Source organism: Rhizomicrobium sp., assembly GCA_037200045.1.
Classification (GTDB): Bacteria; Pseudomonadota; Alphaproteobacteria; order Micropepsales; family Micropepsaceae; genus Rhizomicrobium.
Genome location: JBBCHM010000001.1, coordinates 2,184,536 through 2,208,454 on the forward strand (window position 1 = coordinate 2,184,536; position 23,919 = coordinate 2,208,454).

Genomic DNA, 23,919 nt, shown 5'->3' on the forward strand with positions numbered 1-23,919 from the left:
ATCCTTAATATCTCTGTGAATAAACCTGTTAGCGGCTTGCGCTGAGACGGCGGTTTATCTCGTCGAGCTGCTCCAGCGTCTTGTAGGCGATTCGTACCTCGCCGCCTTTGGAGCCCTTGTGCACTACTTGAACTCTCAGCCCTAAGGCATTGGAAATACGCTCTTCCAGGTCGCGGATATTCGGGTCCACAGGCGTGGGACGGCCTTTGGATGATTTCTGCGTCTTCGAACGCTGTTCGGCCTGCCGAACGTTCAACGACCCGGAGACGATCTGGAGCGCCCGTGTCTCGGCATCCGGCGCCCCGACCAGCGTACGGGCATGTCCGGCCGACAGCCTGCCGTCACGCACCATGGCCCGAACCGACTCCGGCAGGGTCAGCAGCCGCAGCGTGTTGGCGATGTGGCTGCGGCTCTTGCCGACTTCCTTGGCGACCTGGTCCTGGGTGTATTTGAACCGGTCCATCAGCTCGTGATAGGCCGCCGCCTCCTCGATGGCGTTGAGATCGGCGCGCTGGACGTTCTCGATGATGGCGATTTCGAGCGACTCGGAATCGCCCATCTCGCGGACCACGACGGGCACGTCGTGGAGCTTGGCCATCTGCGCCGCGCGCCAGCGCCGCTCGCCGGCGACGATCTCATAGGCGTTGGTCTCGCCCTTGACCGGGCGGACCAGGATCGGCTGGAGCACGCCCTTCTCCTTCACCGACTCGGCGAGGTCGTTCAGATCCTCCGGGGCGAAGCGCTTGCGCGGCTGCAGTCTGTTGGGGCGCAGGAAGGCGACCGGTAGCTTGTGGGTCGCCCGCACCTCGCCGCGCGTCGGCACCGCCTCCTCGCCGATCAAAGCCGACAACCCGCGGCCGAGGCCGCGATGACGCTCTTCCGCCGCCATCATGCCGCTGCTTTCAGCCGCTCGCGCTCGCGCGCGATGAGCTCGCCGGCGAGCTTGATATAGGCCTGGCTGCCGGGGCAGCGCAGGTCGTAGACGAGGGCCGGCAGGCCGTGGCTCGGCGCCTCGGAAATCCGCACGTTGCGGGGGATCGTGGTGCGATAGACCTTGTCGCCCATATTCTGGCGCACATCGGCCTCGACCTGCTCGGAGAGCTTGTTGCGCTTGTCGTACATGGTCAGGACGATGCCCTGGATGTCGAGCGACGGGTTCAGATTGGCCTTCACCAGGCCGATGGTCTTGAGCAGTTGCGACAGGCCTTCGAGGGCGAAGAACTCGCATTGCAGCGGCACGATCACCGCGTCCGCCGCCGCCATCGCGTTCACCGTCAACAGCGTCAGCGAGGGCGGGCAGTCGACCAGCACATAGGAAAACGGAGATGATCCGTGTGCGGAATATTCCTCCAGCGCATCCTTGAGGATGAAATTGCGGCGCTGGCGGTCGATCAGTTCGAGCTCGGCGCCGGAGAGGTCGACCGTCGACGGCACGATCGACAGGCGCGGAATGCGCGTCGGCGTCACCGCCTCGGCGATCTTCGCCTCGCCCATCAGCACGTCATAGGTCGTGAGCTTGCGCTCGGCGCGCGGGATGCCGAGCCCGGTCGAGGCATTGCCCTGGGGATCGAGGTCGATCACCAGCGTCGGCTCGCCGACCGCGGCCAGCGCGGTGCCGAGATTGATCGCCGTCGTGGTCTTGCCGACGCCGCCCTTCTGGTTGGCGACGACCAGGACCCGCGGCCTACCGCCTGGACTTGGACTGGACATGTTCGAGCTCCCGGACCTCCAGGATAACACCGGAAGGATCGGTGGCGCTCTGGTGCTGGAGGGCCTTCATCCTCCAAGATTTACGGGCTTCGGTCAATTCGGACGCTAGGGATTGACCCTTCAGGAACAGGCAAACGGTCCGTTTGCCCGCCAAATGCTGTGCATAGCCGAGCAGCTTGCCCAGCGGCGCCAGCGCCCGCGCCGTCACGACATCGAACGGCGCGGCCTGGGCGGACTCGATCCGCTCGTTGCGGACCTCGATGTCGAGGCCTATCCGGTCCGCCGCGGCCTTCAGGAATTCGGCTTTCTTGCCGGTGGATTCGAACAGGCTGACCTTGACCTTGCCGCGCAGGAGTTCGGCCAGGACCAGACCCGGAAACCCCGCACCGCTGCCGAGGTCGGCGAGCGTCTTCGCGGACGCCGGGATGTATGGGACGAGCTGCGCCGAATCCCAGATGTGCCGGCGCCAGACGTCTTCCAGCGACCGGGCCGAGACCAAGTTATGCCGCGCGTTCCAGTCGCCCAGCAGCCCGACATAGGCCTTCAGCCGCGCCAGTGTTTCACGTGAAACACCGGTCTTCGCGGCGAAGTCCTCGGGGCCGAAGGGCTCAGCCGGATCGGGCGCGAGCATGGGCAAGCACGAGGGTGAGGGCGGCGGGCGTCACGCCGTCGATGCGGGCGGCCTGTCCAAGGGTCGCCGGCCGGATGCGGCCGAGCTTGCTCGCCGCCTCGGTCGAGAGACCGCGGATGGCGGCATAGTCCAACGCCTCGGGCAGGCGCAGGGCCTCGTCCCGGCGGAAGGCCAGGATGTCAGCTTCCTGACGGTCGAGATAGCCGGCATATTGGCTGTCGATTTCGAGCTGCTCGGCGATGTCCGGTTCGAACCCGCCGATCTCGGGCCAGATCCGCGCCAGCATGGGCACGTCCACGTCCTTCAGGCTCAGCAGGTCCATCGCCGTCCGGCGCACGCCATCGAGCTTCACGGCCAGGCCGTGCTTTTGCGCTTCGTTGGGCGTGAGATTCAGCGTCCGCATGGCAGACCGGGCCGCATCGAGCCGCGCCATCTTCGCCCCGAACACCTCGCTTCGCGCCGTCCCGACGCAGCCGGCGCGCTCCCCGACCGGGGTCAGGCGCTGGTCGGCGTTGTCGGCCCGCAGCGTCAGCCGATATTCGGCCCGGCTGGTGAACATCCGATAGGGCTCGCTGACGCCCTTGGTCACCAGATCGTCGATCAGCACCCCGATATAGGCCTGCGCCCGGTCGAGCACGATGGCGTCCGAACCGCCGGTCGCGCGCGCTGCATTCAGGCCGGCCATCAAGCCCTGAGCGGCGGCCTCCTCATACCCGGTCGTCCCGTTGATCTGGCCGGCCAAATACAGGCCGTCGACCCGCTTGGTCTCCAGCGACGGCTTGAGCTCGCGCGGATCGACATAGTCATATTCGATGGCATAGCCGGGTCGCCTTACGACAGCATTTTCCAGCCCCGGGATCGTTGCCAGCATCGCAAGCTGGACGTCCTCGGGCAGGGAGGTCGAGATGCCGTTCGGATAGACGGTGTCGTCGTCCAGACCTTCCGGCTCCAGAAAGACCTGGTGGCTCTCGCGGGCCGCGAAACGGACGATCTTGTCCTCGATGGACGGGCAATAGCGCGGACCGGTCGACTCGATCTGACCGGAATACATCGGGGCGCGGTGCAGATTGGCGCGGATGATCGCGTGGGTCTGGGGCGTCGTGCGGGTGATGTGGCAGACGATCTGCGGGTTGGTGATTGAGCCGCTCAGGAACGAGAACGGCGAGGGCGGGTCGTCGCCGCGCTGGATGGCGAGCTGGTCCCAGGCGATGGTCTTGCCATCCAGCCGGGGCGGGGTGCCGGTCTTGAGCCGGCCCATGCTCAGACCCAGCCCATACAGAGTCTTCGACAGACCTATTGAAGGCGCATCCCCCACCCGGCCCGCCGGGACGGTCTTCTCGCCGATGTGGATCAGCCCGCGCAGGAAAGTACCGGTGGTCAGCACCACGGCACCACAACGTATTGTTTTCGAGTCCGCATTGATGACCCCGGCCACCCGGCCGTCTTCGATCAGAAGATCCTCGGCGGCGGCGGCCAGGACCGTCAGGTTGGGGGTCTCCGCCAACGCCTTCTGCATCGCCCGGCGATAGAGCTTGCGGTCGGCCTGGGCGCGCGGCCCACGCACGGCGGGACCCTTGCGTCGGTTGAGCACCAGGAACTGGATTCCGGCCGCATCCGCGACCCGGCCCATCACGCCGTCCATGCCGTCGATCTCGCGGACCAGATGACCCTTGCCGATCCCACCGATGGCGGGGTTGCAGGACATCTCACCGATGGTCTCGAGCTTGTGGGTCAGGAGCAGCGTCTGGGCGCCAAACCGCGCCGAGGCCGCCGCAGCCTCGCAGCCGGCATGGCCTCCGCCGATGACGATGACGTCGTACCGATCCATGGCCGCTCAATAGGGTAGGGCGGCCCCGGCCTCAAGTAATGAAGCGATAGGCCGTCCAAGAATCGGCTCAAGGCCGGAGCAATGTTTCACGTGAAACATCACTTGCCGATGCAGAAATCCCGGAACACCACGTCCAGCAGGTCCTCGACATCGACCTTCCCCGTAATCCGGCCGATCGCCCGGACGGCGAGGCGCAGATCCTCGGCAAACAGCTCGGCGTCCCTTGCCTCCAACGCTCGCCCGAGCGCCGCCGACGCGTCCTCCAGCGCCCGGCGGTGGCGGGCCCGCGTAACCACGGGCGCCTCAGTCCGCAGTCCTAGCCGCTCCGATACAGCTTTACCTAGTATTTCCAATAGGTTAGTAATTCCCAGCCCAGTCTTTAGCGAGATGTGCAACCCCTCGTGCCGGCGCGGAGCGGGCAGATCGGCCTTGTTCCAGACGACGAGATCGGCCGACTCCACCATGCCCTCCGGCAGGCCGGCCAACGGCTCGTCCTGGCTCCCATCGAGCAGCAGCAGCACCAGATCGGACTGCTCGGTCCGCTTCAGGGCGCGGCGCACGCCCTCGTTTTCGACCGCATCCCGGGTTTCGCGCAATCCGGCCGTATCGGCGACCAGGACCAGGAAACCGCCGATATTCAGGCGTACCTCAATGATATCGCGCGTGGTGCCGGCGGTCTCCGCGACGATGGCCACGTCGCGCTTAGCCAAGACATTGATCAGCGAGCTCTTGCCGGCGTTCGGGGGACCGATCACCGTTAGAAAGAGACCGTCCCGGACGATCTCACCCTGCCGACCGTCGGCCAGATGCAGTTCTATTTCACCCACTATATCAGTCACTTGCGCAATAACACGCGCGCGGACATCCGCCGGCAGCTCTTCGGTGGAGAAATCGATTTCCGCTTCGGCCCAGGCCAGGGCCCGAACCAGACGCACCCGCCAGTCCTCGTAGATCGCGCTCAGCGCGCCGCCATATTGGCCGAGCGCCTGGCGCCGCTGCGCCTCGGTCTCCGCATCGATCAGGTCGATCACCGCCTCCGCCTGGGTCAGGTCGAGCTTGCCGTTTTCGACGGCGCGGCGCGTGAACTCGCCGGGCTCGGCGGGGCGGGTGTCCGCAATCTTCGAAATCTCCGCGAACAGGCGCTCGACGATCGCGCGCCCGCCATGGACATGGAATTCCACCACGTCCTCGCCGGTAAAGCTCGCCGGCCCCGCGAACCACAGCACCAGCGCCGCGTCGATCGCCGTGCCGTCGCTCCCCATGAGCGCCCGCAGCGCCGCCCGGCGCGGCACGGGCACGATGCCACAGAGCCGCTCCGCGACGGCGCCCGCGGCCGGTCCCGACACGCGGACCACCGCCACGCCGGCGCGGCCCGGCGCCGAGGACAGCGCGTAGATCGTGCCGTTCATGCCGGGGCTATTTCGCGGATTTGTCCGCGTCTTTCTTGGGCGCCCCGCCGCCGGCGGCCCGCCGCGCGCTGTCGAACAGGAAGCGCTGGAATTGATCGAAGCCCTGGCCGCCCAGCGGCATCCAGGCCCGCATCATCGCCTCCGGATCGTTGACGTCGACCGCGGCCTTCATGCGCTTCTCGATCTCCGCCATCATGCGGTCCTGCGCCTTGGAGACGTCCGGCAGGCCGAGGAATTTGCGCGCCTCGTCGGGTGTCATGTCGAGCTGGATATTCATCTTCATCGCCTTAACCCCGTTTCGCGTGGCCCGCTTGTGAGCAGCCGCCGCCGCCGCTAGAAGCTTCCCCCGATCCCGCCTTCCATTGCAACGCCGCGACGCCCAAAGGCCCGCCGCCTTCACGGAAAAGAGCACATGAACCGCCTCGCCAACGAATCCAGCCCCTACCTGCGAGCCCACAAAGACAATCCGGTCGACTGGTATCCCTGGGGGCCCGAAGCGCTGGCGGCGGCGGCGGCGCAGAACAAGCCGATCTTCCTTTCCATCGGCTACAGCGCCTGCCTGTGGTGCACCGTGATGACCGAGGAGACCTTCAGCGATCCCGAGGTCGCCAGCCTCCTCAACGAGAACTTCATCAACATCCTGGTCGACCGCGAAGAGCGCCCCGATGTCGACCAATGCTATCAGGCGGCCGCCAATCTGATGGGCCATGGCGGCGGCTGGCCGCTCTCCGCCTTCCTGACGCCGCAGAAAATCCCGTTCATCGTCGGCACCTATTTTCCCCAGGAAGAGCGCACCGGCCAGGCGCCGCCGTTCCGCACCATCATCGACAACGTGCTGCGCGCCCGGCGCGACGAGCCCGCGCAGATCGCCACGGTCGCCGAGGCCCTGATGACCCAGCTCACCAATCTCTGGCACCGCGACATGCGCGGACCGGTCGGTCCCGACATGCTCGACAGCGCCGCGGTCCGCATCGGCCAGCGCTTCGACCTGTTCTTCGGCGGCCTCACCGCGCAGCTTCCGAAATTCCCCTCCGCTCCGCATGTCGACGTGCTGCTTCGCGCCTTCCTGCGCACCGGCATGCCGCAATTCCTGCAGCTCGGCGCCCAGACCCTCGACGCCGTCCTGCTCGGCGGCCTGTGGGACCATGTCGGCGGCGGCTTCTTCCGCTATGCCCAGGACGAGCGCTGGATCGTGCCGCAATTCGAGAAGACGCTGGTCGACAACGCGCTCCTGCTCGACCTGACGACGAGCTTCTGGCAGCACAACCGCAACAAGCTGTGCGGCGAGCGGATTCCGGAGACCGTCGAATTCCTGCTGCGCGACATGCGCAGCGGGCCGGCCTTCGTCACCTCGATCCAGGCCGATGTCGACGGCCTCAACCAGGGCAATTACTATCTGTGGACCGAGCCGGAAATCGACGCCGCGCTGATGGGCACCTTCGCCGTCAAGTTCAAGACCGCCTATGGCGTGACGCGCGACGGCAATTACAACGGCAAGACCGTGCTGCAGCGCCTGAAGTCGCCGGCGCCCTATCCGCAATCCGATGCCGACGAGGCGCTGTTCGCCAAGCAGCGCGAGCTCCTGCTCAAGGCACGCCGCCAGCGCCCGGCGCCGAGCCGCGACGAGAAGATCCTCGCCGACCAGAACGGGCTCGCCATCGCCGCCATCGCCTATGCCGGCGGCACCTTCCAGAACACCGCCTGGATCCAGGCCGCCATCGAAGCCTTCGAATACGTCGTCAAGGCGCTGGGCGACGGCGACCGGCTCTATCACAGCTGGATCGCCGGCACGCGCGGCGCCCCGGGCTTCGCCGACGACTACGCGAACATGGCGCGCGCCGCCATCGCGCTCTACGAGGTCGCGGGCGACAAGCGCTATCTGGAAATCGCCAAGCGCTGGACGCGCGTCCTGAACGAGCATTTCTGGGACAATGACCGCGGCGGCTATTGCTACACCGCCGACGACGCCGACACGATGATCGTCCGTTCACGGATGGTTTTCGACCAGCCGGCGCCCAGCGCCAACGCCACGATGCTCAAGGTGCTCACCTGCCTGATGATGGCGACGGCCGACACCGCCTATGGCGACCGGCTCAACGCCCTGGCCGGCGCCTTCGCCGGCGAGGCGCAGCGCGTCTTCGCCTCGATGCCGTCCTATTTCGCCGGCCTGGAATTCGCGATGTCGGGGCTGCAGCTCGTCGTGATCGGCCCGCCGACCTCGGCCAAGACCCATGAGCTGACCGACGCGATCCTCGGCCTCGCCTTGCCCAACCGCTTCCTCACCGTGATGGCGCCGGGCGAAGCCTTCCCGTCGAACCATTCGATGTTCGGCCGCCAGATGCAGAACGGGCTGCCCACCGCCTATATCTGCCAGCGCGGCCAGGTTTCCTCGCCGGTGATCAACGCGGTGACGTTGACGCAGATGCTGCAACTGCCGGTGCAGCGCCAGCAGCCGGGCGCCCGACCGCAATAGCCGCACCCCGCTGGCGGCGATTGTCCTGGGGGCCCCGATCCCGTTAACCTCTCCGGCAAAATCCGGGGAGACGGTCATGGCCGGCCAGGACATCAGGATCAAGAGCAGCCCCGACGGCGAGTTCGCCGCCTATCTCGCCGCGCCCGCCTCGGGCCGCGGCCCGGGCGTCGTCGTCATCCAGGAGATTTTCGGCGTCAACAAGGTGATGCGCACCATCGCCGACGAATTCGCGGCGCGCGGCTATTTCGCGCTCTGCCCCGATCTGTTCTGGCGGCTCGAGCCGGGCGTGCAGCTCACCGACCGGACCGACGCGGAATGGCAGCGCGCCTTCGACCTGATGAACCGCTTCGATCAGGATGCCGGCATCAAGGACATCCAGGCCAGCATCGGCTATCTGCGCCATTCGGTGACCGGCTGCACCGGCAAGATCGGCGCCGTCGGCTATTGCCTGGGCGGGCTGCTCGCCTATCTCACGGCCGCGCGAACGGATGCCGATGCCTCGGTCGGCTATTACGGCGTGAGCATCCAGGACAAGCTCGGCGAAGCCGCCAAGATCAAGAAGCCGCTGATGCTGCACATCGCGGCGAAGGACGAATACACCCCGCCGCCGGCGCAGAAACAGATCGTGGACGGCCTCAAGGGCAATCCGCTCGTCACCGTCCATACCTATGCCGAGATGAACCACGCTTTCGCGCGGCCGGGCGGAGCGCATTACGACAAGGCCTGCGCCGACCTCGCCAATGGGCGCACATCGACGTTCTTCCGGCAGCATCTGAGCTAAGGACGGGTTCCGGACGGACCTAGACCGCCAAAGCGTGGATGTGCGCGGCGAATTCCTGCGGCGCGCTCAGGAAGGGCGAGTGGTCGGTGTCCATCACGATCACCGGATCGCAGGGCAGCGCCGCGCACATCGCGGCCTGGGCGTCGATCGGCACGGCGTTGTCGAACCTGGTCTGAATGAAGGCCCGTTTCACGCGTCCATAGCGCTCCGGTGTGATCCGCACCGGCTGGGTCATCGGCGGGATAGGCTCGGCGCAGAGCTTCTCGATGGCGAGCGCCGCGTCTTCGTCGGAACTCGTATTGTAGAAGCGGCGCCGGATCAGGCCGTCCTCGGTCTTGACCGCGCTGGCGCCGTCCACCGCGAGCGCCGGATCCATCGGCGACTTGGTCACGAAGGCGGAGAAGATCGACTCGCCGTCCGGCAGGAGCATCGCCGCGACATAGACCAGCCGCGACACGCGCTCGGGCATGCGCTCGGCGATCTCGCTCAGCACCGTTCCGCCGGCCGAATGGCCGACCAGCACGACCGGCTCGTCCTGCGCCCGCACCACGCGTTCGGCCGCATCGACGAATTGCTGGAGCGAGGTGGCGCCGTGCGCCGTTTTGTCCGCGCCGCGCGCCGGCAGGTCGAACGCGACCACCTTGTGGCCCTTGGCTTCGAGCAGGGGCACGATCTTTTCCCAGCACCACGCACCGTGCATATGCCCATGGACAAGGACGATGGTCGCCATACTCTTCCCCCGAAGGAATGCGTGGTCGCGCAACCTAAGGCGCAAGTCTTGACGAAGGCTGAACTCATCCCGAAGTGAAGGTTCCCGGCGCGGTCCGGCAGGTGCGACGATATCCGGAGATCAGACGATGAAAGCGATCCGTTTCGAGAAGACCGGCGGCCCCGAAGTCCTCCACTATGTCGATATCGACCTGCCGCCGCCCGGCCCGGGCGAGGCGCAGGTGAAGCACACCGTCATCGGCGTGAACTTCATCGACACCTATCAGCGCTCCGGCCACTACAAGCTGCCTCTGCCATCCGGCCTCGGCAGCGAGGCGGCCGGCATGGTGGAAAGCGTCGGCGCCGGCGTCACCACGCTCAAGCCGGGCGACCGCGTCGCCTATGCCGGCGCGCCGGGCGCCTATGCCGAGGCGAACAACATCCCCGCCGACCGGCTGGTGAAGCTCCCGGACGGCATCGGCGACGAGATCGCCGCCGCCGCGATGCTCAAGGGCATGACGGTGCAATACCTGCTGAAGCGCACCCATAAGGTGAAGCGGGGCGACACCATCGTGTTCCATTCGGCGGCGGGCGGCGTCGGACTGATCGCCGGCCAATGGGCCAGGCATCTGGGCGCCACCGTGATCGGCACCGTCGGCCACGCCGACAAGACCGCCCTGGCGCTGCAAAACGGTTACGCGCATGTCCTGGATTCGCATGACCCCGACTGGCCCAGGAAGGTGCGCGGGCTGACCGGCGGGGCCGGCGTACCCGTGGTCTATGACTCGATCGGCAAGGATACATTCGCCGGCTCGCTGGACAGTCTCGCGGTGCGCGGAATCCTGGTGTCCTTCGGCAATTCCTCCGGCGCGGTGCCGCCCTTCGAGCCCGGGATCCTGGCCGCCAAGGGTTCGCTCTATCTGACGCGGCCTTCGCTCGCGCATTACATCCGCACCGCCCAGGAGCTTCAGGAGACGGCCGACGATCTCTTCGCCGTCATCGCCTCGGGCGCGGTGAAGATCGCGGTGAACCAGCGCTTCAAGCTCGCCGACGCGGCCAAGGCGCATGAAGCGCTGCATTCGCGCCACACGACCGGCGCGACGGTGCTCATCCCGTAGCGGCACGCGCGCGATCTGTTCTTTGCCGCACTGATTATACCAACGGCCTTAGTTTCTGACTCGTGAGGATTCAACGGGGTCGCTGTCTGTGATTCGCTTTGCGAGGTGATTCGCGAAGGGGATCGGCGATGGCGATCAAGATTATGCGTCCGGAACACAGTGCTTCGGATTTGCGGCGGGAGGCGGCCAAGACGCGGCACGCCGATCAAGCTCGCCGGCTGTTGGCGCTGGCACTGGTGCTGGAAGGCACGTCTCGCACGGACGCGGCAACGGCGTGCGGCATGGATCGCCAGACGCTGCGCGACTGGGTGCATCGCTATAATGCGTCAGGCGTCGATGGTCTTGTCGACCGCAAGGCTCCAGGCCCAACGCCCCGGCTGACGGAGCAGCAGGAGGCTGAACTTGCCCAGATTGTGGAGCAAGGTCCCGATCTTGCGAACGACGGTATCGTGCGCTGGCGCCGCGTCGATCTTCGCGACGTGATCGCCGCGCGCTTTGGCGTTGCGCTTCACGAGCGCACCGTGGGCAAGGTGCTGGACCGGCTTGGCTTCAGTCATATGTCGGTTCGCCCGCGCCATCCCAAAGCAGACGCCGATGCCCAAGAGGCGTTCAAAAAAACTTCGCGTAGCTTGTCGATCGCGCCTTGCCGGATGCCGCCAAAACCAAGCCGATCGAGATCTGGTTCCAGGATGAAGCCCGGATCGGCCAGAAGGGAAGCTTGACCAGAATGTGGGCGCGGCGCGGGACACGCCCCACCGCGCCGCGCGATCAGCGCTACAAGTGGGCCTACCTCTTCGGCGCGGTCTGTCCCGAGCGCGCCTGTGCCGCCGGTCTGGTTCTTCCTTGCGCCAATACCAGGGCGATGACGGCACACATCAAGGAGATCAGCCGGGCCGTCACGCCAGGCGCCCACGCTGTCCTGGTCATGGATGGCGCTGGCTATCACGAGAAAGCCATCACCCACCTGCCGTCCAACATCTCGCTGCTGACGTTGCCGGCCTACGCCCCCGAACTCAACCCGGTCGAGAATGTCTGGCAGTTCCTGCGCCAGAACCATCTCGCAAACCGCGTCTTCAAGGACTACGACGCCATCCTCGATGCTTGTTGCAACGCTTGGCGAAGCTTGCTCAGCCACCCAGACAATATCGCCTCGATAACCCAAAGATCATGGGCCAAATGTGTCAACCACTGAGGCCGTTGGTATTACTCTGCCGCCGCCTGCTGCTCCGGCCGCAGGTAGATCGTGTTCCGGGGCCGCGCCATCACGCGCTGCACCATCGGCTCGAAAGCCTCCAGCGGCATCGCGTCATAGGCGGGATCGAAGGCGTTCTGGTCGTGCCGGGCGCAGAACCGCGCGGTGTACTCGAAATGGGGGTGGCCGCGGAACTGGTCGCGCATGTCGCGGTCGAGCCCCAGATAGTGGAAGAAATAGTAGCCCTGGAAGATGCCGTGATGCGCCATCATCCAGAAATTCGCCTCCGACACATACGGCTTCATGATGGTGGCGCCGAGATCGGCATGGCTGGCCGAGCACAGGATGTCGCCGATGTCGTGAACCAGGGCGCAGACCACGTATTCCTCGTCCATGCCGTCGCGATGGGCGAGCGTCGCCGATTGCAGCGAATGTTCCAGCCGGTCGACCGGGAACCCGCCGCAATCGCCGGCCAGCATCTTCAGATGCGCCAGCACGCGATCCGCCACGCCGCGATTGAAGTCCGCGGTCGCGGCGACGATCTTCATCCAGTCGTCCCGAGTTCCATCGACCATCGCCTTGAACTGGGCACGGTCGGAAGCATCGTCGGTCATCGCCAAACCCCTATTTTCCACACTTTATTCAGTTTCCGCCCGCGCCGCCGCCTCGTCAACCGTTCCAAAAAAACACGCGCCGCGCACCTACTAACGCCGTGCATTGTCGAGTTTACTCTGGCCAGCGAATCACCGCGAAAATTGGGGGACGAAATGGCCGGCAAGAGTTTCGAAGAGCTTTTCGAGCAGTCCTTGTTCCGCAGCCGCTGGCTGATGGCGCCGTTCTATGTCGGCCTCGTCATCGCGCTCATCGTGCTGCTGATCACCTTCGGCAAGGAAGTGGCCGAGGAGACGTCCAAGGTCCTCACCCTCGATCTGGAAGAGAACACGGTCGTCCTGTGGCTCCTGACCCTGATCGACATGTCGCTGGCCGGCAACCTGACCTTGATGGTCGTGTTCGCGGGCTACGAGAACTTCGTCTCCAAGCTCGACCTCGAAGGCAATCCCGACAAGCCGGTCTGGATGGGCAAGGTCGACTTCTCCAACATGAAGCTGAAGCTGATCGCGTCGATCATCGCGATCTCGGTCATCCATCTGCTGCGCGCCTTCATGTCGATCGAGACGGTCGACAAAGGCAATCTGCTGTGGCTGATGGAGCTGCACGGCATCTTCCTGGTCTCGGGCGTCGTCCTCGCCGCCATGGACTATCTGGGCGAAAAGGGCGCGGAGAACCAGGAGATCGAGGAAGGCGCCGAAGGCCAAGCCGCAGAGCCCCACCACCACTGACCTTCCGGCCGACCAGTTCACGGCACGGCGCCGGCCCCAGCGGTCGGCGCCGTTTGCTTTTCTAAAGGCCGGCGGCCAGGCGTTCGATCTGCCCGGCGACCGCATCCGCATGGGTAAGGATCGCAAGATGGCTCAAGGCGAGCCGCGCGACCGGCCAGCCTTCCGCCTCGGCCGCGTCGGCGTCCTCCTTGTACGCACCGCTCAATTGCAGATAGGCGCTGGGCGTCGTCAGCCCAATCGCCGGCGCGACCTCTTCGAGAAAAGCGAGCGGCACCTCGCCCTGTTCGGCGATGAAGCCCGCGCCCTGCTTGCGATCCGGCAGCAGCGCCTCCATGGCGCCTTTCGGCCACCACGCATGCCAGGGCGGCAGCCTGCCGTCCTTGGCGAGCCCGCGCAGCTTTGCACCGAGCGGCTCGGGCACGCCGGCGAACCAGCTCGTATCGGGATGGGGCAGCAACGCATCGACGAAGATCGCCCCGCGCAAAGGCGCCAGCGCCGCGACGGCCGGCACCAGCGCGCCGGCGCCGCTATGGGCGACGAGAACGGGAGTGTCCGACGCCGCAGCGGCCACGGCCTCCGCCAGCGCCGGATAGTAGGGTCCATCGCCCGCCATCAGCGGCGTCAGGTCGGGCACCGCGACAGCATGGCCACGCGACCGCAGCAGCGGCGCCAAGCTCGCCCAGCTCGCCGGACCGACGAGCGGACTGTGAAGCAGGACGAGCCGCACCTTCAATTACCTTCTAACCTGAAACCTGCGTCTCAACGCTATTAGAAAGACCGACACGCAGGCGATCAGCACGACGACCTGCGACATACCGATGCAAAACACCAGTATATCATAGGCATTGTTCGCGCATTTCAACCAACCATCTGGGTCTCCCCGATTTGCGGTTTCGAACAATGTCGGGACGAATTTCTCGCCGGCTCCAACAATGATCGCCGATTGACTTGGGACATCCGCGGCCTTGCATGCCGCATTTCGCAGCAGATAACTGTAGAACGCGATTGCAACAGCCCAAAAGACCAAAATCACAGCCAAGGGGCGAGCCATCGACTGCCCGTAGTCCGACAAGATGCCATAAAGAAGGGACACAAGACGATCGAGAGAACGGGCGTTGGTGCGCGCCCTATGGCAACGCAATTCCAAGGCATGAAACATGCCTTCCGCTTGAATGTCTCCAATCTCCGAACTAAGCCGGCGCAAATGCCGGAACGAATTCTCGTAACGCACAGTCGCACGATCTCGATCGGCCCGAATCTTCCGCATCGGTGTCCATCGCATCACCAGCAATGGCGGTATCCACCTCAGAATGTACAAAGCACGCCAGAATATTATCTGAGTCCGATAGAAGAGAATATCGAACCGGTCATGCCCGCTGAACCTCATAGGGTCTTCGAGCCTGGCCTCGATGATCGTATAAGGCCACCAATCTCGAGAAGGCGCTTCTCCTGCTCGGAACGACATTCCACTGAAGTCCGTATCCGAATGAAGGATGACCTGATTGAATTTGGCGACACCATCGAACGAGGCGCCCGAAAAGTCCGTGCTGTCCTGAAAAACGCAGTTCGTGAAGTCGACGGCATCACAGAACCGCGTTCGCGAAAAACTCGTCGTCCGCCGGAACGGCGCGGCACCATGAAAGGACGCGCGCGCTGAAAAGGCAGTGCCCCCGAACTGGACATCGCCCAGGAAATTCGCCGAATCGAATATCGCGTCCGCACAAAACGTAGCATCGGTAAACAGAGCTTCGACTGGAAACTCCGCCCCTCTGAATGCAACCCTGCCAGCGAATGTCGCGAATCGAAATCTCGATAGGACTTTTCCGTAGTAGGAGAAATCGCCGCAAAAGATAGCCGAGCCGAGGTTCGCGAGAAGCTCGGTCCCCGAATAAGCGAATGCCTCGGGAAACACCACACCGCGAAGATCAGCAAAGCTCGCCACGTCCTCCAAAGACCAACGCTGTCGCAGATCATCGTCCGGACGCATGGCGGCATCCAGCCGCTGGCGGAGTTCATCGATCGTCGATGCACCCTTGGCTTGATCCCATACATCTGACTGACATAGGAAAGGTGGAAAGCGATCTCGTACCAGTCTCTCGCGGGACGCGCGCAACTCGGGATAGAATAGAGGTGGAAGATGAAAGCGCGTCCACCGGCGACCCGCAAAATCGATCAGCCGGCCCTCCTCCTGCCGCCAGACGTCTTGCAACGTGCCCGCAGCCCCCACCGGGTCTAATCCCAGCGCTGCACGATTTGGTTTGCTCGCCAGACCGTCCCAGGACCAATCCTGCCACCACCAGCGCCTGAAAGAACCACGAAAATTTTGGTCCTTCCAAACCTCTCTCCAATCCATGACCGCAAGCCCCGCCCAGGCTCAACCATCACGTGCATTGGAGCACTGCCCAATCGCAAAACCAAGCTTGAAAAAAGCGTCGGCTCGTCAGGTGTTCATGCTGTCGAAGAAATCGGCGTTGTTCTTGGCGGCGCGCAGCTTGTCGAGCAGGAACTCGATCGCGTCGATCGTGCCCATCGGGGCCAGGATGCGGCGCAGGACATAGGTCTTGGCGAGGGTGTTCTTGTCGAGCAGCAGCTCGTCCTTGCGGGTGCCGGATTTGAGGATGTCGATCGCCGGGAAGATGCGCTTGTCGGCCACCTTGCGGTCCAGGATGATTTCCGAATTGCCGGTGCCCTTGAACTCTTCGAAGATGACCTCGTCCATGCGGCTGCCGGTATCGATCAGCGCGGTGGCGATGATGGTCAGGGAGCCGCCTTCCTCGATATTGCGCGCCGCGCCGAAGAAGCGCTTGGGGCGCTGCAGCGCATTGGCGTCGACGCCGCCGGTCAGCACCTTGCCCGATGACGGCACGACGGTGTTGTAGGCGCGGCCGAGGCGGGTGATCGAATCCAGCAGGATCACGACGTCGCGCTTGTGCTCGACCAGGCGCTTGGCCTTCTCGATCACCATCTCGGCGACCTGGACGTGGCGCGTCGCCGGCTCGTCGAAGGTCGAGGAGATCACTTCGCCCTTCACAGAACGCTGCATGTCGGTCACTTCCTCGGGCCGCTCGTCGATCAGAAGGACGATGAGGTAGCACTCGGGATGGTTGGCGGTGATCGCCTTGGCGATGTTCTGCAGGATGACCGTCTTGCCGGTGCGCGGCTGGGCGGTGATCAAGGCGCGCTGACCCATGCCCTGCGGCGCCACGATGTCGATGACCCGGCCGGTCTTGTCCTTGATGGTCGGGTCCTTCAATTCCATGTTCAGCCACCGCGTCGGATAGAGCGGCGTCAGATTGTCGAAATGGACCTTGTGCTTGATCTTCTCCGGATCCTCGAAATTGATCGTGGTTACCTTGAGCAGCGCGAAATAGCGCTCGCCGTCCTTCGGCGAACGGATCGGGCCTTCGACCGTGTCGCCGGTGCGCAGGCCGAAGCGGCGGATCTGCGACGGGCTGACATAGATGTCGTCCGGCCCCGCGAGGTAATTGGATTCCGGAGAACGCAGGAAGCCGAAGCCATCCTGCAGCGTCTCGACCACGCCCTGGCCCATGATCTCGACATTGCGCTCGGCGAGTTCCTTCAGGATCGCGAACAGCATGTCCTGCTTGCGCATGGACGAGGCGTTCTCGATCTCGAGCTCCTCCGCGAAGGCGAGAAGATCGGTGGGGGATTTGGATTTGAGATCCTGCAGCTTCATGGTCTGCAGGCCTTCTTGGACCGTCATTGTGAATTGCTACCTAGGGAAACATGGGAGGGAGGGGTGTCCGGCTGGCCTGACGAGCGGGACTGCACCGGTCGTCAGCGTATGATCGGAGTTTGTCGGCCCGCGCCCGGCTTCGTGCCGGTTCCGGCGCCGCGCCGTTTCAGGCGAGGGTGCCGATGCGTGCCAAGGGGAACAAAGCTCTTATAGCCTGATTTGGGGACGTTGCAAACGCCCGTCAAGCCTCGGTCCATTAAAACTTCAAGCGAACGGCTTAACCACCGCCAGGATCACGATGAAGATCACCAGCACGAACGGCACCTCGTTGATGATCCGGTAGAACCGGGTGGACCGCATGTTGGCGTCACGCGCGAAGGTTTTCACCGTCGCGGCGAAAAATCCGTGCAGGCCGCTCAGCGCCAGCACCAGGACGAATTTGATCTGCAGCCAGGTGTCCTCATAGGCGCCGGTGACATAGGCCAGGGTCAGGCCGAGGATCCACACCGCGATCATCGCCGGGTTCACGATGCGGCGCAGCAGGAGCCGCTCATGCGTCTTCAGCATCTCCGATTGCGGCGAGCCGGCGGGAACCTCCGAATGGTAGACGAACAGTCGCGGCAGATAGAGCATGCCCGCCATCCACGCGATGACCGCGATGACGTGCAGCGCCTTGATCCAGTCGATGTGATTGGACAGCCACATCATCACGTCATGTCCCCCCAACGCGGACAGGCCTTGGCTTCGCCCGCGCATCCGCCCGCTGCGCCGATGGTACCGCGCGCCTTCGCGGCTTGCATCACCAGATCGGCGAGTGCGGCGATGAAGTCGGGATGCATTCCGACCGTCGGCACGCGCAGATAGTCCGCCACACCGCTCGCCGCCGCCAGATGCGCGTATTCGATATCGAGCTCGACCAAGGTTTCGGAATGTTCCGACACGAAAGCGATCGGCGCGATCACCAGACCCTTGCCCTTGGCGCCGGCGCGGCGGATCTCCGCATCGGTCGCCGGACCGATCCACTCCAACGGCCCAACACGGCTCTGATAACAGACCGACCAGTCGAGATTTTCCATCCCCAACCCATCCACAATCACCTTGGCCGTACGCTCGACTTGGCTCTGATAGGGATCGCCCTTCGCGATGGTGCGCTTGGGCAAGCCATGCGCGGACAGCAGCAACCGATAATTCACGCCGGACTTCGCTTTCGCGAAGGCCGCCCGGATAAGTTCTACCTCTGCCGAGACAAATCCTTGCGCTTCCGGGTAACAGCAGATTCGCGTGGTCGGCGCCGCGATACTGGCCTTCACCGACGCCCGCTGCCAGTCCAGGAAGGACGAGCCTGTCGTCGTCGTCGAGAATTGCGGATATAGCGGCAGCAGAACGATCCGATCCGCGCCCCACGCCTTGACCTGCGCCGCGGTCTCGTCGCTGAACGGATGCCAGCACCGCATCGCGATGAAGGCCTTCGCTTCGACGCCTCGTGCCATCAACACTTTATCCAAAGCATCGGCCTGTGCCCGTGTCTCCACGAGAATCGGCGAAGCCCCGCCGATCTTGGCGTAGATATCTTGCGCAACCAGCGCCCGCCGTCGCGCGATGAACCATGCCAATGGCCTGCGCAGAAACGCCGGAAGCGTTATGATCGCGGGGTCGCTGAAGAGATTGCGCAGGAACGGCTCGACGGCTTCCGGCGAATCCGGACCGCCCAGGTTGAACAGGACGATTGCGAGCTTCACGCTTTATCCCGCACCTTCATCTTCTACTTCAAAATAGAATCTTAGATTCTAAGATTCTGAAGATGGTGTAAGGCCTGTGATTTGTGGAAGAGTCGGTGAGTGGAAACTGCTCTAGGCCGGAAAGGCCTGGGACTCAAGTGTCGGAGCACAGACAGATGGCGGACGCGCCCTCGTGCTTCTGGTGACGGAAGCGGTATGCTTCGAGAGATACCCACGACGGTCGTCGCAGGTCCGCCAAACCGGCGTCCGTCAACAAGCTGGGTGGACGAAAAAGGAATGGTTTTGTGAATCCGCAGTTCCACGTGCATCTGGTGTCGGACGCGACCGGCGAGACGCTGAACGCCATCGCCCGCGCCGCCTTGGCGCAGTTCGAGGGCGTGGTGGTGAACGAGCATTTCTATGCCCTCGTGCGCAGCCAAAAACAGCTCCAGCGCGCCGTGGAGCACATCAAGGCCGAACCCGGGCTGGTGTTCTTCACCCTGGTCAATCTGCAATTGCGCCAGGAGCTGCAGCAGGCCTGTATCACGCTTTCGGTGCCGTCCTACGATGTGCTGGAAACGCCCATCGGGGTGCTGCGCGACTTCCTCGGCGGCGCCGCGGAAACCCACCGGCCGGGCGGGCAGCACGATGTCGATCAGAAATATCTCCACCGCATCGAGGCGCTGAATTTCACCATCGCCCATGACGATGGCCAGAATCTCGAAACCCTGGGCGAGGCCGAAATTATCTTGACGGGCGCCAGCCGCACCTCCAAGACGCCGACCTGCGTCTATCTCGCGATGCGCGGCTATCGCGCCGCGAACGTGCCGCTGGTTCCCGGCATGCCGCTGCCGGTGGAGCTGCTGGCCGTGAAAAAGCCGCTCATCGTCGGCCTGTGGGCGACGCCCGACCGGCTCATTCAGGTGCGCCGCAACCGGCTCGCGACCATGGGCGAGGCCCGCGATACCGACTATGTCGACCTCGAACTGGTCCGCGCCGAAGTCACCAACACCAAGCGCCTGTTCGAAAGCCAGGATTGGCCGTCGATCGACGTCTCGCGCCGCTCGGTGGAGGAAACCGCCGCCTCGATCGTCAATCTGCTCGCCGAGCGGCAGGAAGGCGCCTAGTGGATTTCATTCTCGCCTCCGGCAGCGAGTCCCGCAGGCGTCTCCTGGCCGCCGCCGGCGTGCCGTTCGAGGCGATCCCGGCGGATATCGACGAAGACGCGCTCAAAGCCAAATTGCTGCGCGCCGACACGCGGGCGCAAGACATCGCCGGTCATCTCGCCGAAGCCAAGGCGCTGCGGATATCCACGCTCCACCCACAGGCGCTAGTGCTGGGCGCCGACCAGACGCTGATCTTCGGCGCCGAGGTCGTCAGCAAGTGCCCCGATCTCGCGGCGGCCCGCCGCTTGCTGCTGCGCCTGCGCGGCCACGCGCACCGGCTCGTCGGCGGCTATGTCCTGGCCAGGGCGGGCGTGGTGGTCTGGCGTCATGGCGAGACGGCGAAGCTGACCATGCGGGAGTTCAGCGACGGCTTCCTGGACGGTTATCTGGCGGCGGAGGGTGAGGGCGTGTTGTCGGCGGTGGGGTGCTACAAGCTCGAAGGCCTGGGGGCGCAGCTTTTCGCCACCATCGAAGGCGACTATTTTTCCATCCTGGGCCTCGCGCTCCAGCCTTTGCTGGCCGAACTCAGAAGACAGGGCGTGTTGCGGACATGACGATCACGGGCGCCGCCAAGCTCGCCGGCATCCTGGGCTGGCCGGTCGCGCAGGCCCTCTCGCCGCGCCTGCACGGCTTCTGGCTTCAGGAGATGACCATCGACGGCGCGCTGGTGCCGCTCGCCGTCAAGCCGGAGAATTTTACGTTCGTCCTGCGCGGCATCATGGCGGCGGGCTTCAAGGGTTCGAGTGTTACTATTCCGCACAAGGAAGCCGCTTTCGCGCTCGCGCACGATTGCGATCTGGCGGCCCGGGCAGCCGGCGCGGTCAATCTGCTGATATTCCATGAGAGCGGAAGGATCGAAGGCCGCAACACCGACGCGACGGGGCTCGCGGCATCGCTGCGCGAGGACCTCGGTCCCGATTGCGTGAGGGGCAAGATGGCCGTCCTGCTCGGCGCCGGCGGCGCGGCCCGGGCCGCCGCCGTGGCGCTGCACGATCTGGGCGCCGCCGAAATCCGCATCCTCAACCGCGGCCGCGGCCGAGCCGACCAGCTTGCCGCGGCGCTGTCGCCGCAACTGACACCGAAACTTGTCGTCTATGACATGGTGGATTGGTCCAAGGCCGCGCAGGGCGCCGCGCTGGTCGTCCACACCACCAGCGCCGGCATGAAGGGCGCGCCATCGCTGGAGATCGACCTCTCGGTCCTGCCGGCCGGCGCCGCGCTGTGCGACATCGTCTACAATCCGCTGGAAACGTCTCTGATCGCGCGCGCCCGAGCACGCGGCCTGCGCACTGTGGACGGTTTGGGGATGCTCATGCACCAGGGCGTGCCGGCCTTCGAAGCGTTCTTCGGTGTGCGGCCCGCCGTCACGCCGGCCTTGCGCCGATATCTCGAAGAGGCGCTGCGTGCCCGATAAGCGTCCTCTGCATATCGGACTGACCGGCTCCATCGGCATGGGCAAGTCCGAGACGGCGAAGATGTTCGCGCGGCTCGGCGTGCCGGTCTATGACGCGGATGCCGCCGTGCACCGGCTCTACAGCAAGGGCGGCGCGGCGGTGGCGCCGATCGCGGCGCCGTTCCCCGGCACGGTGAAGGACGGCGCCGTCGACCGCGCCGAGCTTTCCAAATACGTCACCGGTAATCCCGAGGCGACGGCGCGGCTGCAGGCCATCGTCTATCCCTTGATGGCCGGCGAGCGGAAGCGCTTCCTCGACGCGGCCCAGGGCGCCGACATGGTCGTGTTCGACATCCCGCTGCTGTTCGAGACCGGGGGCGAGGCCGCGATGGACGCGGTTGTCGTCGTCAGCGCGCCTTCCCATATCCAGCGCGAACGGGTTCTGGCGCGTCCGGGCATGACGGAGGAGAAATTCGCCTATCTGCATTCGCGACAGATGCCCGACGAAGAAAAGCGTGCAAAAGCCCATTTCGTGGTTGTGACCGACCAGGGCCTGGAGCATGCATTCGAGCAGGTGAAGAAGATCGTGGCGAGCCTTCGGGAACGCCGCAGCCAAGGGCAGTCGGGCTGATGCGCCAGGTGGTGCTGGATACGGAGACAACGGGGTTCGAGCCGGCGGAAGGCCACCGGATCGTCGAGATCGGCTGCGTCGAGCTGTTCGACCATCTGCCGACCGGGCGGACTTACCGCGCCTATCTGAACCCGGAGCGGCTGGTGCCGCCGGAGACCACCCGCGTCCACGGCCTGACCGACGAATTCCTCGCCGACAAGCCGAAATTCGCCGAAGTGGTCGAGGACTTCCTGGATTTCCTCGGCGACGCGGCGCTGGTCATCCACAATGCGAGCTTCGACCTCAAATTCGTCAATTCCGAGCTGCACCGCGTCGGCAAGCCGCCCATCCCGCATGCCCGCGCCATCGACACGATCGAGATCGCCAAGGCCAAGATCCCCGGGGCGCGCTATTCGCTGGATGAATTGTGCAAGCGCTTCGCCATCGACCTGTCGGCCCGCACCAAGCATGGCGCGCTGCTCGATGCCGAGCTGACGGCGCAGGTCTATCTCGAGCTTGTCGGCGGGCGGCAGCGCAAGCTGTCGCTCGATCCGGTGGAGGCCGTTGCCGCGTTCGGCGCCGCGCCCATGGGCGCCGCCCGCCAGCGCCCCGAGCCGCTCGGCTCCCGCCTCACCCTGGCCGAGGCCGAGGCCCACGCCACCTTCGTGGCAAAGGAGCTAGGCAAGGAACCGCTGTGGATGTCGCTGACCTCACCCTCCCCTTGAGGGAGGGTGGATTCTACGCCAATCCGTTCGCTCCGCCGCCGCGGACCTGCTGCATCTGTTCGGTGCGGGAGCGGTAGAGGCCGGCGAAGTCGATCGGCTCGATCATCAGCGGCGGCATGCCGCCATCGCGCACCGCGTCCGAGATGATCCGCCGCGCGAAGGGGAACAAAAGATGCGGACCCTCGATCAGCAGGACCTGCTGCAGCACCTCCTCGGGGACGTTGACGATCTGCAGCAGCCCCGCATAGGCCAGTTCCAGCAGGAACACCGGCTTGTCGTCCTGGGACTTGGCGTTGACGCGCAGCTTGAGCTCGACCTCGTACAGCTCGCCTTCCAGCCGCCTCGCCTGGAGGTCCACGCCGAGATCGATCTGCGGCCGGACCGTCACGCTGGCCGGCGCGCCGGGATTCTCGAAGGACAGGTCCTTGACGTATTGCGCGATGATCTGGATGCGCGGCGCGCCGCCTGCGCCATAGTCTCCGCCTGGAAGGGCACCGGTTGCGCTCATCATGCGTTCCTTAAGAAGGTTTGGCGGGGGCCGCCGGTACCACGGATCGCGCAAGCGTGACAAGGCAAAGGGGCTGGTTTCCGTGGGCGGCATCGCCACATATCGAACTGCGATGCTGGACCCTCGCGGTTGCGGGGGGTAGGGTGGCAATTCGGCGGATGGGCGGGCCGCCGCGAAGGTTATGACGATGCCGAACGCGCAATATCTGGAAATCCTCGTCCTCGCCGTGGTCGCCGCGGTGATCCTGTTCCGCCTGTACACGGTCCTGGGCCGGCGTACGGGAAACGAGCGGCCGCCGCAGGAGAGCTATCGCCTGTCGGGCAATCCGCCCGCCGACGCGCCGCCCAAGGACAATGTGGTGCCGCTGCCGAGCCGCTCGGAGCAGATCGCCGAGCGTCCCGCCGATCCGGTGGCGCGCGACCTGTTCGACATCAAGCTGGCCGACCGCACCTTCGAGAACGAGCATTTCCTCTCCGGCGCGCGCGCCGCCTATGAGACGATCGTGACCGCCTTCGCGCGCGGCGACCGCGCCGTGCTCAAGCCGCTTTTGTCGGCCGAAGTGTTCGCCGCCTTCACCGGCGTGATCGCGGGGCGCGAACAGCGCAAGGAGACGGTCGATTTCACCTTTGTCGGCTTCAAGGACGTGAAGATCGTGCACGCTTCGCTTAAGAACCGCGCGGCGGAGATCACGGTGGCGATCGGCGCGCAGTTCATCTCGGCGACCGTGGACGCCGACGGCAAGACGATCGAGGGCGACGCCAAATCGGTGCGCGACGTCACCGATGTGTGGACCTTCACCCGCGACGTGAAGGCCCGCGATCCCAATTGGCTGCTGGTCGCGACCTCCGGCGGAATGCCGTAACCCGACTGTCTATCGCGTCCCAGGGCACGAGGGATTCGTTCTCCGCGACT

24 protein-coding genes and 1 pseudogene are annotated in these 23,919 nt (G+C 64.9%); 11 read left to right on the plus strand and 14 right to left on the minus strand.

What is annotated here, in order from left to right; genetic code table 11:
• Positions 1–28: 28 nt before the first annotated feature.
• From WDM86_10465 to WDM86_10490, 6 genes are all read right to left on the minus strand, one after another.
• Entirely contained in the window at positions 29–892 is an 864-nt protein-coding gene (locus WDM86_10465) for a ParB/RepB/Spo0J family partition protein (GenBank protein ID MEI9990453.1), read from the minus strand.
• Positions 889–1,710, minus strand: coding sequence for a ParA family protein (locus WDM86_10470; GenBank protein MEI9990454.1), 822 nt, complete (start codon positions 1,708–1,710; stop codon positions 889–891). The genes WDM86_10465 and WDM86_10470 overlap by 4 nt, the downstream gene beginning before the upstream one ends.
• On the minus strand, positions 1,685–2,341 hold the full coding sequence (gene rsmG, locus WDM86_10475; GenBank protein ID MEI9990455.1) for a 16S rRNA (guanine(527)-N(7))-methyltransferase RsmG: 657 nt from the start codon (positions 2,339–2,341) through the stop codon (positions 1,685–1,687). The genes WDM86_10470 and rsmG overlap by 26 nt, the downstream gene beginning before the upstream one ends.
• Positions 2,319–4,169, minus strand: a complete 1,851-nt coding sequence (gene mnmG, locus WDM86_10480; GenBank protein MEI9990456.1) for a tRNA uridine-5-carboxymethylaminomethyl(34) synthesis enzyme MnmG — start codon at positions 4,167–4,169, stop codon at positions 2,319–2,321. The genes rsmG and mnmG overlap by 23 nt, the downstream gene beginning before the upstream one ends.
• Positions 4,170–4,267: 98 nt before the next feature.
• Positions 4,268–5,578, minus strand: a complete 1,311-nt coding sequence (gene mnmE / locus WDM86_10485) for a tRNA uridine-5-carboxymethylaminomethyl(34) synthesis GTPase MnmE (protein ID MEI9990457.1) — start codon at positions 5,576–5,578, stop codon at positions 4,268–4,270.
• Positions 5,579–5,585: 7 nt separating this feature from the next.
• Complete coding sequence (locus tag WDM86_10490; GenBank protein ID MEI9990458.1) at positions 5,586–5,861, minus strand: DUF6489 family protein; 276 nt, start codon at positions 5,859–5,861, stop codon at positions 5,586–5,588.
• A 129-nt stretch (positions 5,862–5,990) separates the two neighbouring features.
• Between WDM86_10490 and WDM86_10495 the strand changes: the two genes are divergently transcribed.
• Together WDM86_10495 and WDM86_10500 are read left to right on the plus strand one after the other, a co-directional pair.
• Positions 5,991–8,051 carry a thioredoxin domain-containing protein gene (locus tag WDM86_10495; GenBank protein MEI9990459.1) on the plus strand — a complete coding sequence of 687 codons (2,061 nt, stop codon included), beginning with the start codon at positions 5,991–5,993 and terminating at the stop codon, positions 8,049–8,051.
• A 76-nt stretch (positions 8,052–8,127) separates the two neighbouring features.
• Positions 8,128–8,832: a dienelactone hydrolase family protein gene (locus WDM86_10500; protein ID MEI9990460.1), complete on the plus strand. Its 705-nt coding sequence runs from the start codon at positions 8,128–8,130 to the stop codon at positions 8,830–8,832.
• Positions 8,833–8,851: 19 nt separating this feature from the next.
• Here the strand turns inward: WDM86_10500 and WDM86_10505 are convergent, their stop codons facing one another.
• A complete protein-coding gene (locus WDM86_10505; protein MEI9990461.1) occupies positions 8,852–9,562 on the minus strand; it encodes an alpha/beta fold hydrolase in 711 nt (236 codons plus the stop codon).
• 127 nt (positions 9,563–9,689) lie between these two features.
• On the opposite strand from WDM86_10505, the gene WDM86_10510 reads away from it, so the two are divergent.
• Both WDM86_10510 and WDM86_10515 read left to right on the plus strand, forming a co-directional pair.
• Entirely contained in the window at positions 9,690–10,658 is a 969-nt protein-coding gene (locus WDM86_10510; protein MEI9990462.1) for a quinone oxidoreductase, read from the plus strand.
• A 128-nt stretch (positions 10,659–10,786) separates the two neighbouring features.
• Positions 10,787–11,850: pseudogene (locus WDM86_10515) on the plus strand (IS630 family transposase).
• Between the two features lie 11 nt (positions 11,851–11,861).
• Here WDM86_10515 and WDM86_10520 read toward each other — a convergent pair.
• Complete coding sequence (locus WDM86_10520) at positions 11,862–12,464, minus strand: HD domain-containing protein (protein MEI9990463.1); 603 nt, start codon at positions 12,462–12,464, stop codon at positions 11,862–11,864.
• A 153-nt stretch (positions 12,465–12,617) separates the two neighbouring features.
• On the opposite strand from WDM86_10520, the gene WDM86_10525 reads away from it, so the two are divergent.
• On the plus strand, positions 12,618–13,190 hold the full coding sequence (locus WDM86_10525) for a TIGR00645 family protein (GenBank protein MEI9990464.1): 573 nt from the start codon (positions 12,618–12,620) through the stop codon (positions 13,188–13,190).
• 61 nt (positions 13,191–13,251) lie between these two features.
• Here WDM86_10525 and WDM86_10530 read toward each other — a convergent pair whose 3' ends face one another.
• From WDM86_10530 to hemH, 5 genes are all read right to left on the minus strand, one after another.
• Positions 13,252–13,917, minus strand: a complete 666-nt coding sequence (locus WDM86_10530; protein MEI9990465.1) for a hypothetical protein — start codon at positions 13,915–13,917, stop codon at positions 13,252–13,254.
• Positions 13,918–13,923: 6 nt separating this feature from the next.
• Positions 13,924–15,543, minus strand: a complete 1,620-nt coding sequence (locus tag WDM86_10535) for a pentapeptide repeat-containing protein (protein MEI9990466.1) — start codon at positions 15,541–15,543, stop codon at positions 13,924–13,926.
• Between the two features lie 87 nt (positions 15,544–15,630).
• Positions 15,631–16,887 (minus strand): transcription termination factor Rho, encoded by a 1,257-nt coding sequence (gene rho / locus WDM86_10540; protein MEI9990467.1) that lies wholly within the window; start codon positions 16,885–16,887, stop codon positions 15,631–15,633.
• A 264-nt stretch (positions 16,888–17,151) separates the two neighbouring features.
• Positions 17,152–17,595, minus strand: a complete 444-nt coding sequence (gene hemJ / locus WDM86_10545; protein ID MEI9990468.1) for a protoporphyrinogen oxidase HemJ — start codon at positions 17,593–17,595, stop codon at positions 17,152–17,154.
• The gene (hemH, locus tag WDM86_10550; GenBank protein ID MEI9990469.1) at positions 17,595–18,626 is read right to left on the minus strand and encodes a ferrochelatase; all 1,032 of its coding nucleotides are present in this window, start codon (positions 18,624–18,626) and stop codon (positions 17,595–17,597) included. The genes hemJ and hemH overlap by 1 nt, the downstream gene beginning before the upstream one ends.
• Positions 18,627–18,910: 284 nt before the next feature.
• Here hemH and WDM86_10555 point away from each other — a divergent pair, with 284 nt between their 5' ends.
• Genes WDM86_10555 through dnaQ form a run of 5 tightly spaced genes read left to right on the plus strand, consistent with a single transcriptional unit; the run spans position 18,911 to position 22,499 of the window.
• Positions 18,911–19,732: a pyruvate, water dikinase regulatory protein gene (locus WDM86_10555; GenBank protein MEI9990470.1), complete on the plus strand. Its 822-nt coding sequence runs from the start codon at positions 18,911–18,913 to the stop codon at positions 19,730–19,732.
• Positions 19,732–20,325 carry a Maf family protein gene (locus tag WDM86_10560; GenBank protein ID MEI9990471.1) on the plus strand — a complete coding sequence of 198 codons (594 nt, stop codon included), beginning with the start codon at positions 19,732–19,734 and terminating at the stop codon, positions 20,323–20,325. The genes WDM86_10555 and WDM86_10560 overlap by 1 nt, the downstream gene beginning before the upstream one ends.
• Positions 20,322–21,185, plus strand: coding sequence for a shikimate dehydrogenase (locus WDM86_10565; protein ID MEI9990472.1), 864 nt, complete (start codon positions 20,322–20,324; stop codon positions 21,183–21,185). The genes WDM86_10560 and WDM86_10565 overlap by 4 nt, the downstream gene beginning before the upstream one ends.
• Positions 21,175–21,795 carry a dephospho-CoA kinase gene (coaE, locus tag WDM86_10570; protein ID MEI9990473.1) on the plus strand — a complete coding sequence of 207 codons (621 nt, stop codon included), beginning with the start codon at positions 21,175–21,177 and terminating at the stop codon, positions 21,793–21,795. Before WDM86_10565 ends, coaE begins: the two co-directional genes overlap by 11 nt.
• On the plus strand, positions 21,795–22,499 hold the full coding sequence (dnaQ, locus tag WDM86_10575; GenBank protein ID MEI9990474.1) for a DNA polymerase III subunit epsilon: 705 nt from the start codon (positions 21,795–21,797) through the stop codon (positions 22,497–22,499). Before coaE ends, dnaQ begins: the two co-directional genes overlap by 1 nt.
• Positions 22,500–22,512: 13 nt before the next feature.
• On the opposite strand, the gene secB is transcribed toward dnaQ, so the two are convergent.
• Positions 22,513–23,007 carry a protein-export chaperone SecB gene (gene secB / locus WDM86_10580; GenBank protein MEI9990475.1) on the minus strand — a complete coding sequence of 165 codons (495 nt, stop codon included), beginning with the start codon at positions 23,005–23,007 and terminating at the stop codon, positions 22,513–22,515.
• A 187-nt stretch (positions 23,008–23,194) separates the two neighbouring features.
• Between secB and WDM86_10585 the strand changes: the two genes are divergently transcribed.
• Positions 23,195–23,869 (plus strand): Tim44/TimA family putative adaptor protein, encoded by a 675-nt coding sequence (locus WDM86_10585; GenBank protein ID MEI9990476.1) that lies wholly within the window; start codon positions 23,195–23,197, stop codon positions 23,867–23,869.
• Positions 23,870–23,919 lie beyond the last annotated feature (50 nt).

Excerpts from the sequence above, each read along its gene's own strand:
- WDM86_10470 (MEI9990454.1), bottom strand. The coding sequence starts at position 1,710 with ATGTCCAGTCCAAGTCCAGGCGGTAGGCCGCGGGTCCTGGTCGTCGCC.
- WDM86_10505 (MEI9990461.1), bottom strand. The coding sequence starts at position 9,562 with ATGGCGACCATCGTCCTTGTCCATGGGCATATGCACGGTGCGTGGTGC.
- WDM86_10585 (MEI9990476.1), top strand. The coding sequence starts at position 23,195 with ATGCCGAACGCGCAATATCTGGAAATCCTCGTCCTCGCCGTGGTCGCC.
- mnmE (MEI9990457.1), bottom strand. The coding sequence starts at position 5,578 with ATGAACGGCACGATCTACGCGCTGTCCTCGGCGCCGGGCCGCGCCGGC.
- WDM86_10535 (MEI9990466.1), bottom strand. The coding sequence starts at position 15,543 with ATGGATTGGAGAGAGGTTTGGAAGGACCAAAATTTTCGTGGTTCTTTC.
- WDM86_10520 (MEI9990463.1), bottom strand. The coding sequence starts at position 12,464 with ATGACCGACGATGCTTCCGACCGTGCCCAGTTCAAGGCGATGGTCGAT.
- rho (MEI9990467.1), bottom strand. The coding sequence starts at position 16,887 with ATGAAGCTGCAGGATCTCAAATCCAAATCCCCCACCGATCTTCTCGCC.
- dnaQ (MEI9990474.1), top strand. The coding sequence starts at position 21,795 with ATGCGCCAGGTGGTGCTGGATACGGAGACAACGGGGTTCGAGCCGGCG.
- WDM86_10565 (MEI9990472.1), top strand. The coding sequence starts at position 20,322 with ATGACGATCACGGGCGCCGCCAAGCTCGCCGGCATCCTGGGCTGGCCG.
- WDM86_10525 (MEI9990464.1), top strand. The coding sequence starts at position 12,618 with ATGGCCGGCAAGAGTTTCGAAGAGCTTTTCGAGCAGTCCTTGTTCCGC.
- secB (MEI9990475.1), bottom strand. The coding sequence starts at position 23,007 with ATGAGCGCAACCGGTGCCCTTCCAGGCGGAGACTATGGCGCAGGCGGC.
- WDM86_10510 (MEI9990462.1), top strand. The coding sequence starts at position 9,690 with ATGAAAGCGATCCGTTTCGAGAAGACCGGCGGCCCCGAAGTCCTCCAC.
- WDM86_10495 (MEI9990459.1), top strand. The coding sequence starts at position 5,991 with ATGAACCGCCTCGCCAACGAATCCAGCCCCTACCTGCGAGCCCACAAA.
- mnmG (MEI9990456.1), bottom strand. The coding sequence starts at position 4,169 with ATGGATCGGTACGACGTCATCGTCATCGGCGGAGGCCATGCCGGCTGC.
- WDM86_10500 (MEI9990460.1), top strand. The coding sequence starts at position 8,128 with ATGGCCGGCCAGGACATCAGGATCAAGAGCAGCCCCGACGGCGAGTTC.
- WDM86_10465 (MEI9990453.1), bottom strand. The coding sequence starts at position 892 with ATGATGGCGGCGGAAGAGCGTCATCGCGGCCTCGGCCGCGGGTTGTCG.
- rsmG (MEI9990455.1), bottom strand. The coding sequence starts at position 2,341 with ATGCTCGCGCCCGATCCGGCTGAGCCCTTCGGCCCCGAGGACTTCGCC.
- WDM86_10490 (MEI9990458.1), bottom strand. The coding sequence starts at position 5,861 with ATGAAGATGAATATCCAGCTCGACATGACACCCGACGAGGCGCGCAAA.
- hemJ (MEI9990468.1), bottom strand. The coding sequence starts at position 17,595 with ATGATGTGGCTGTCCAATCACATCGACTGGATCAAGGCGCTGCACGTC.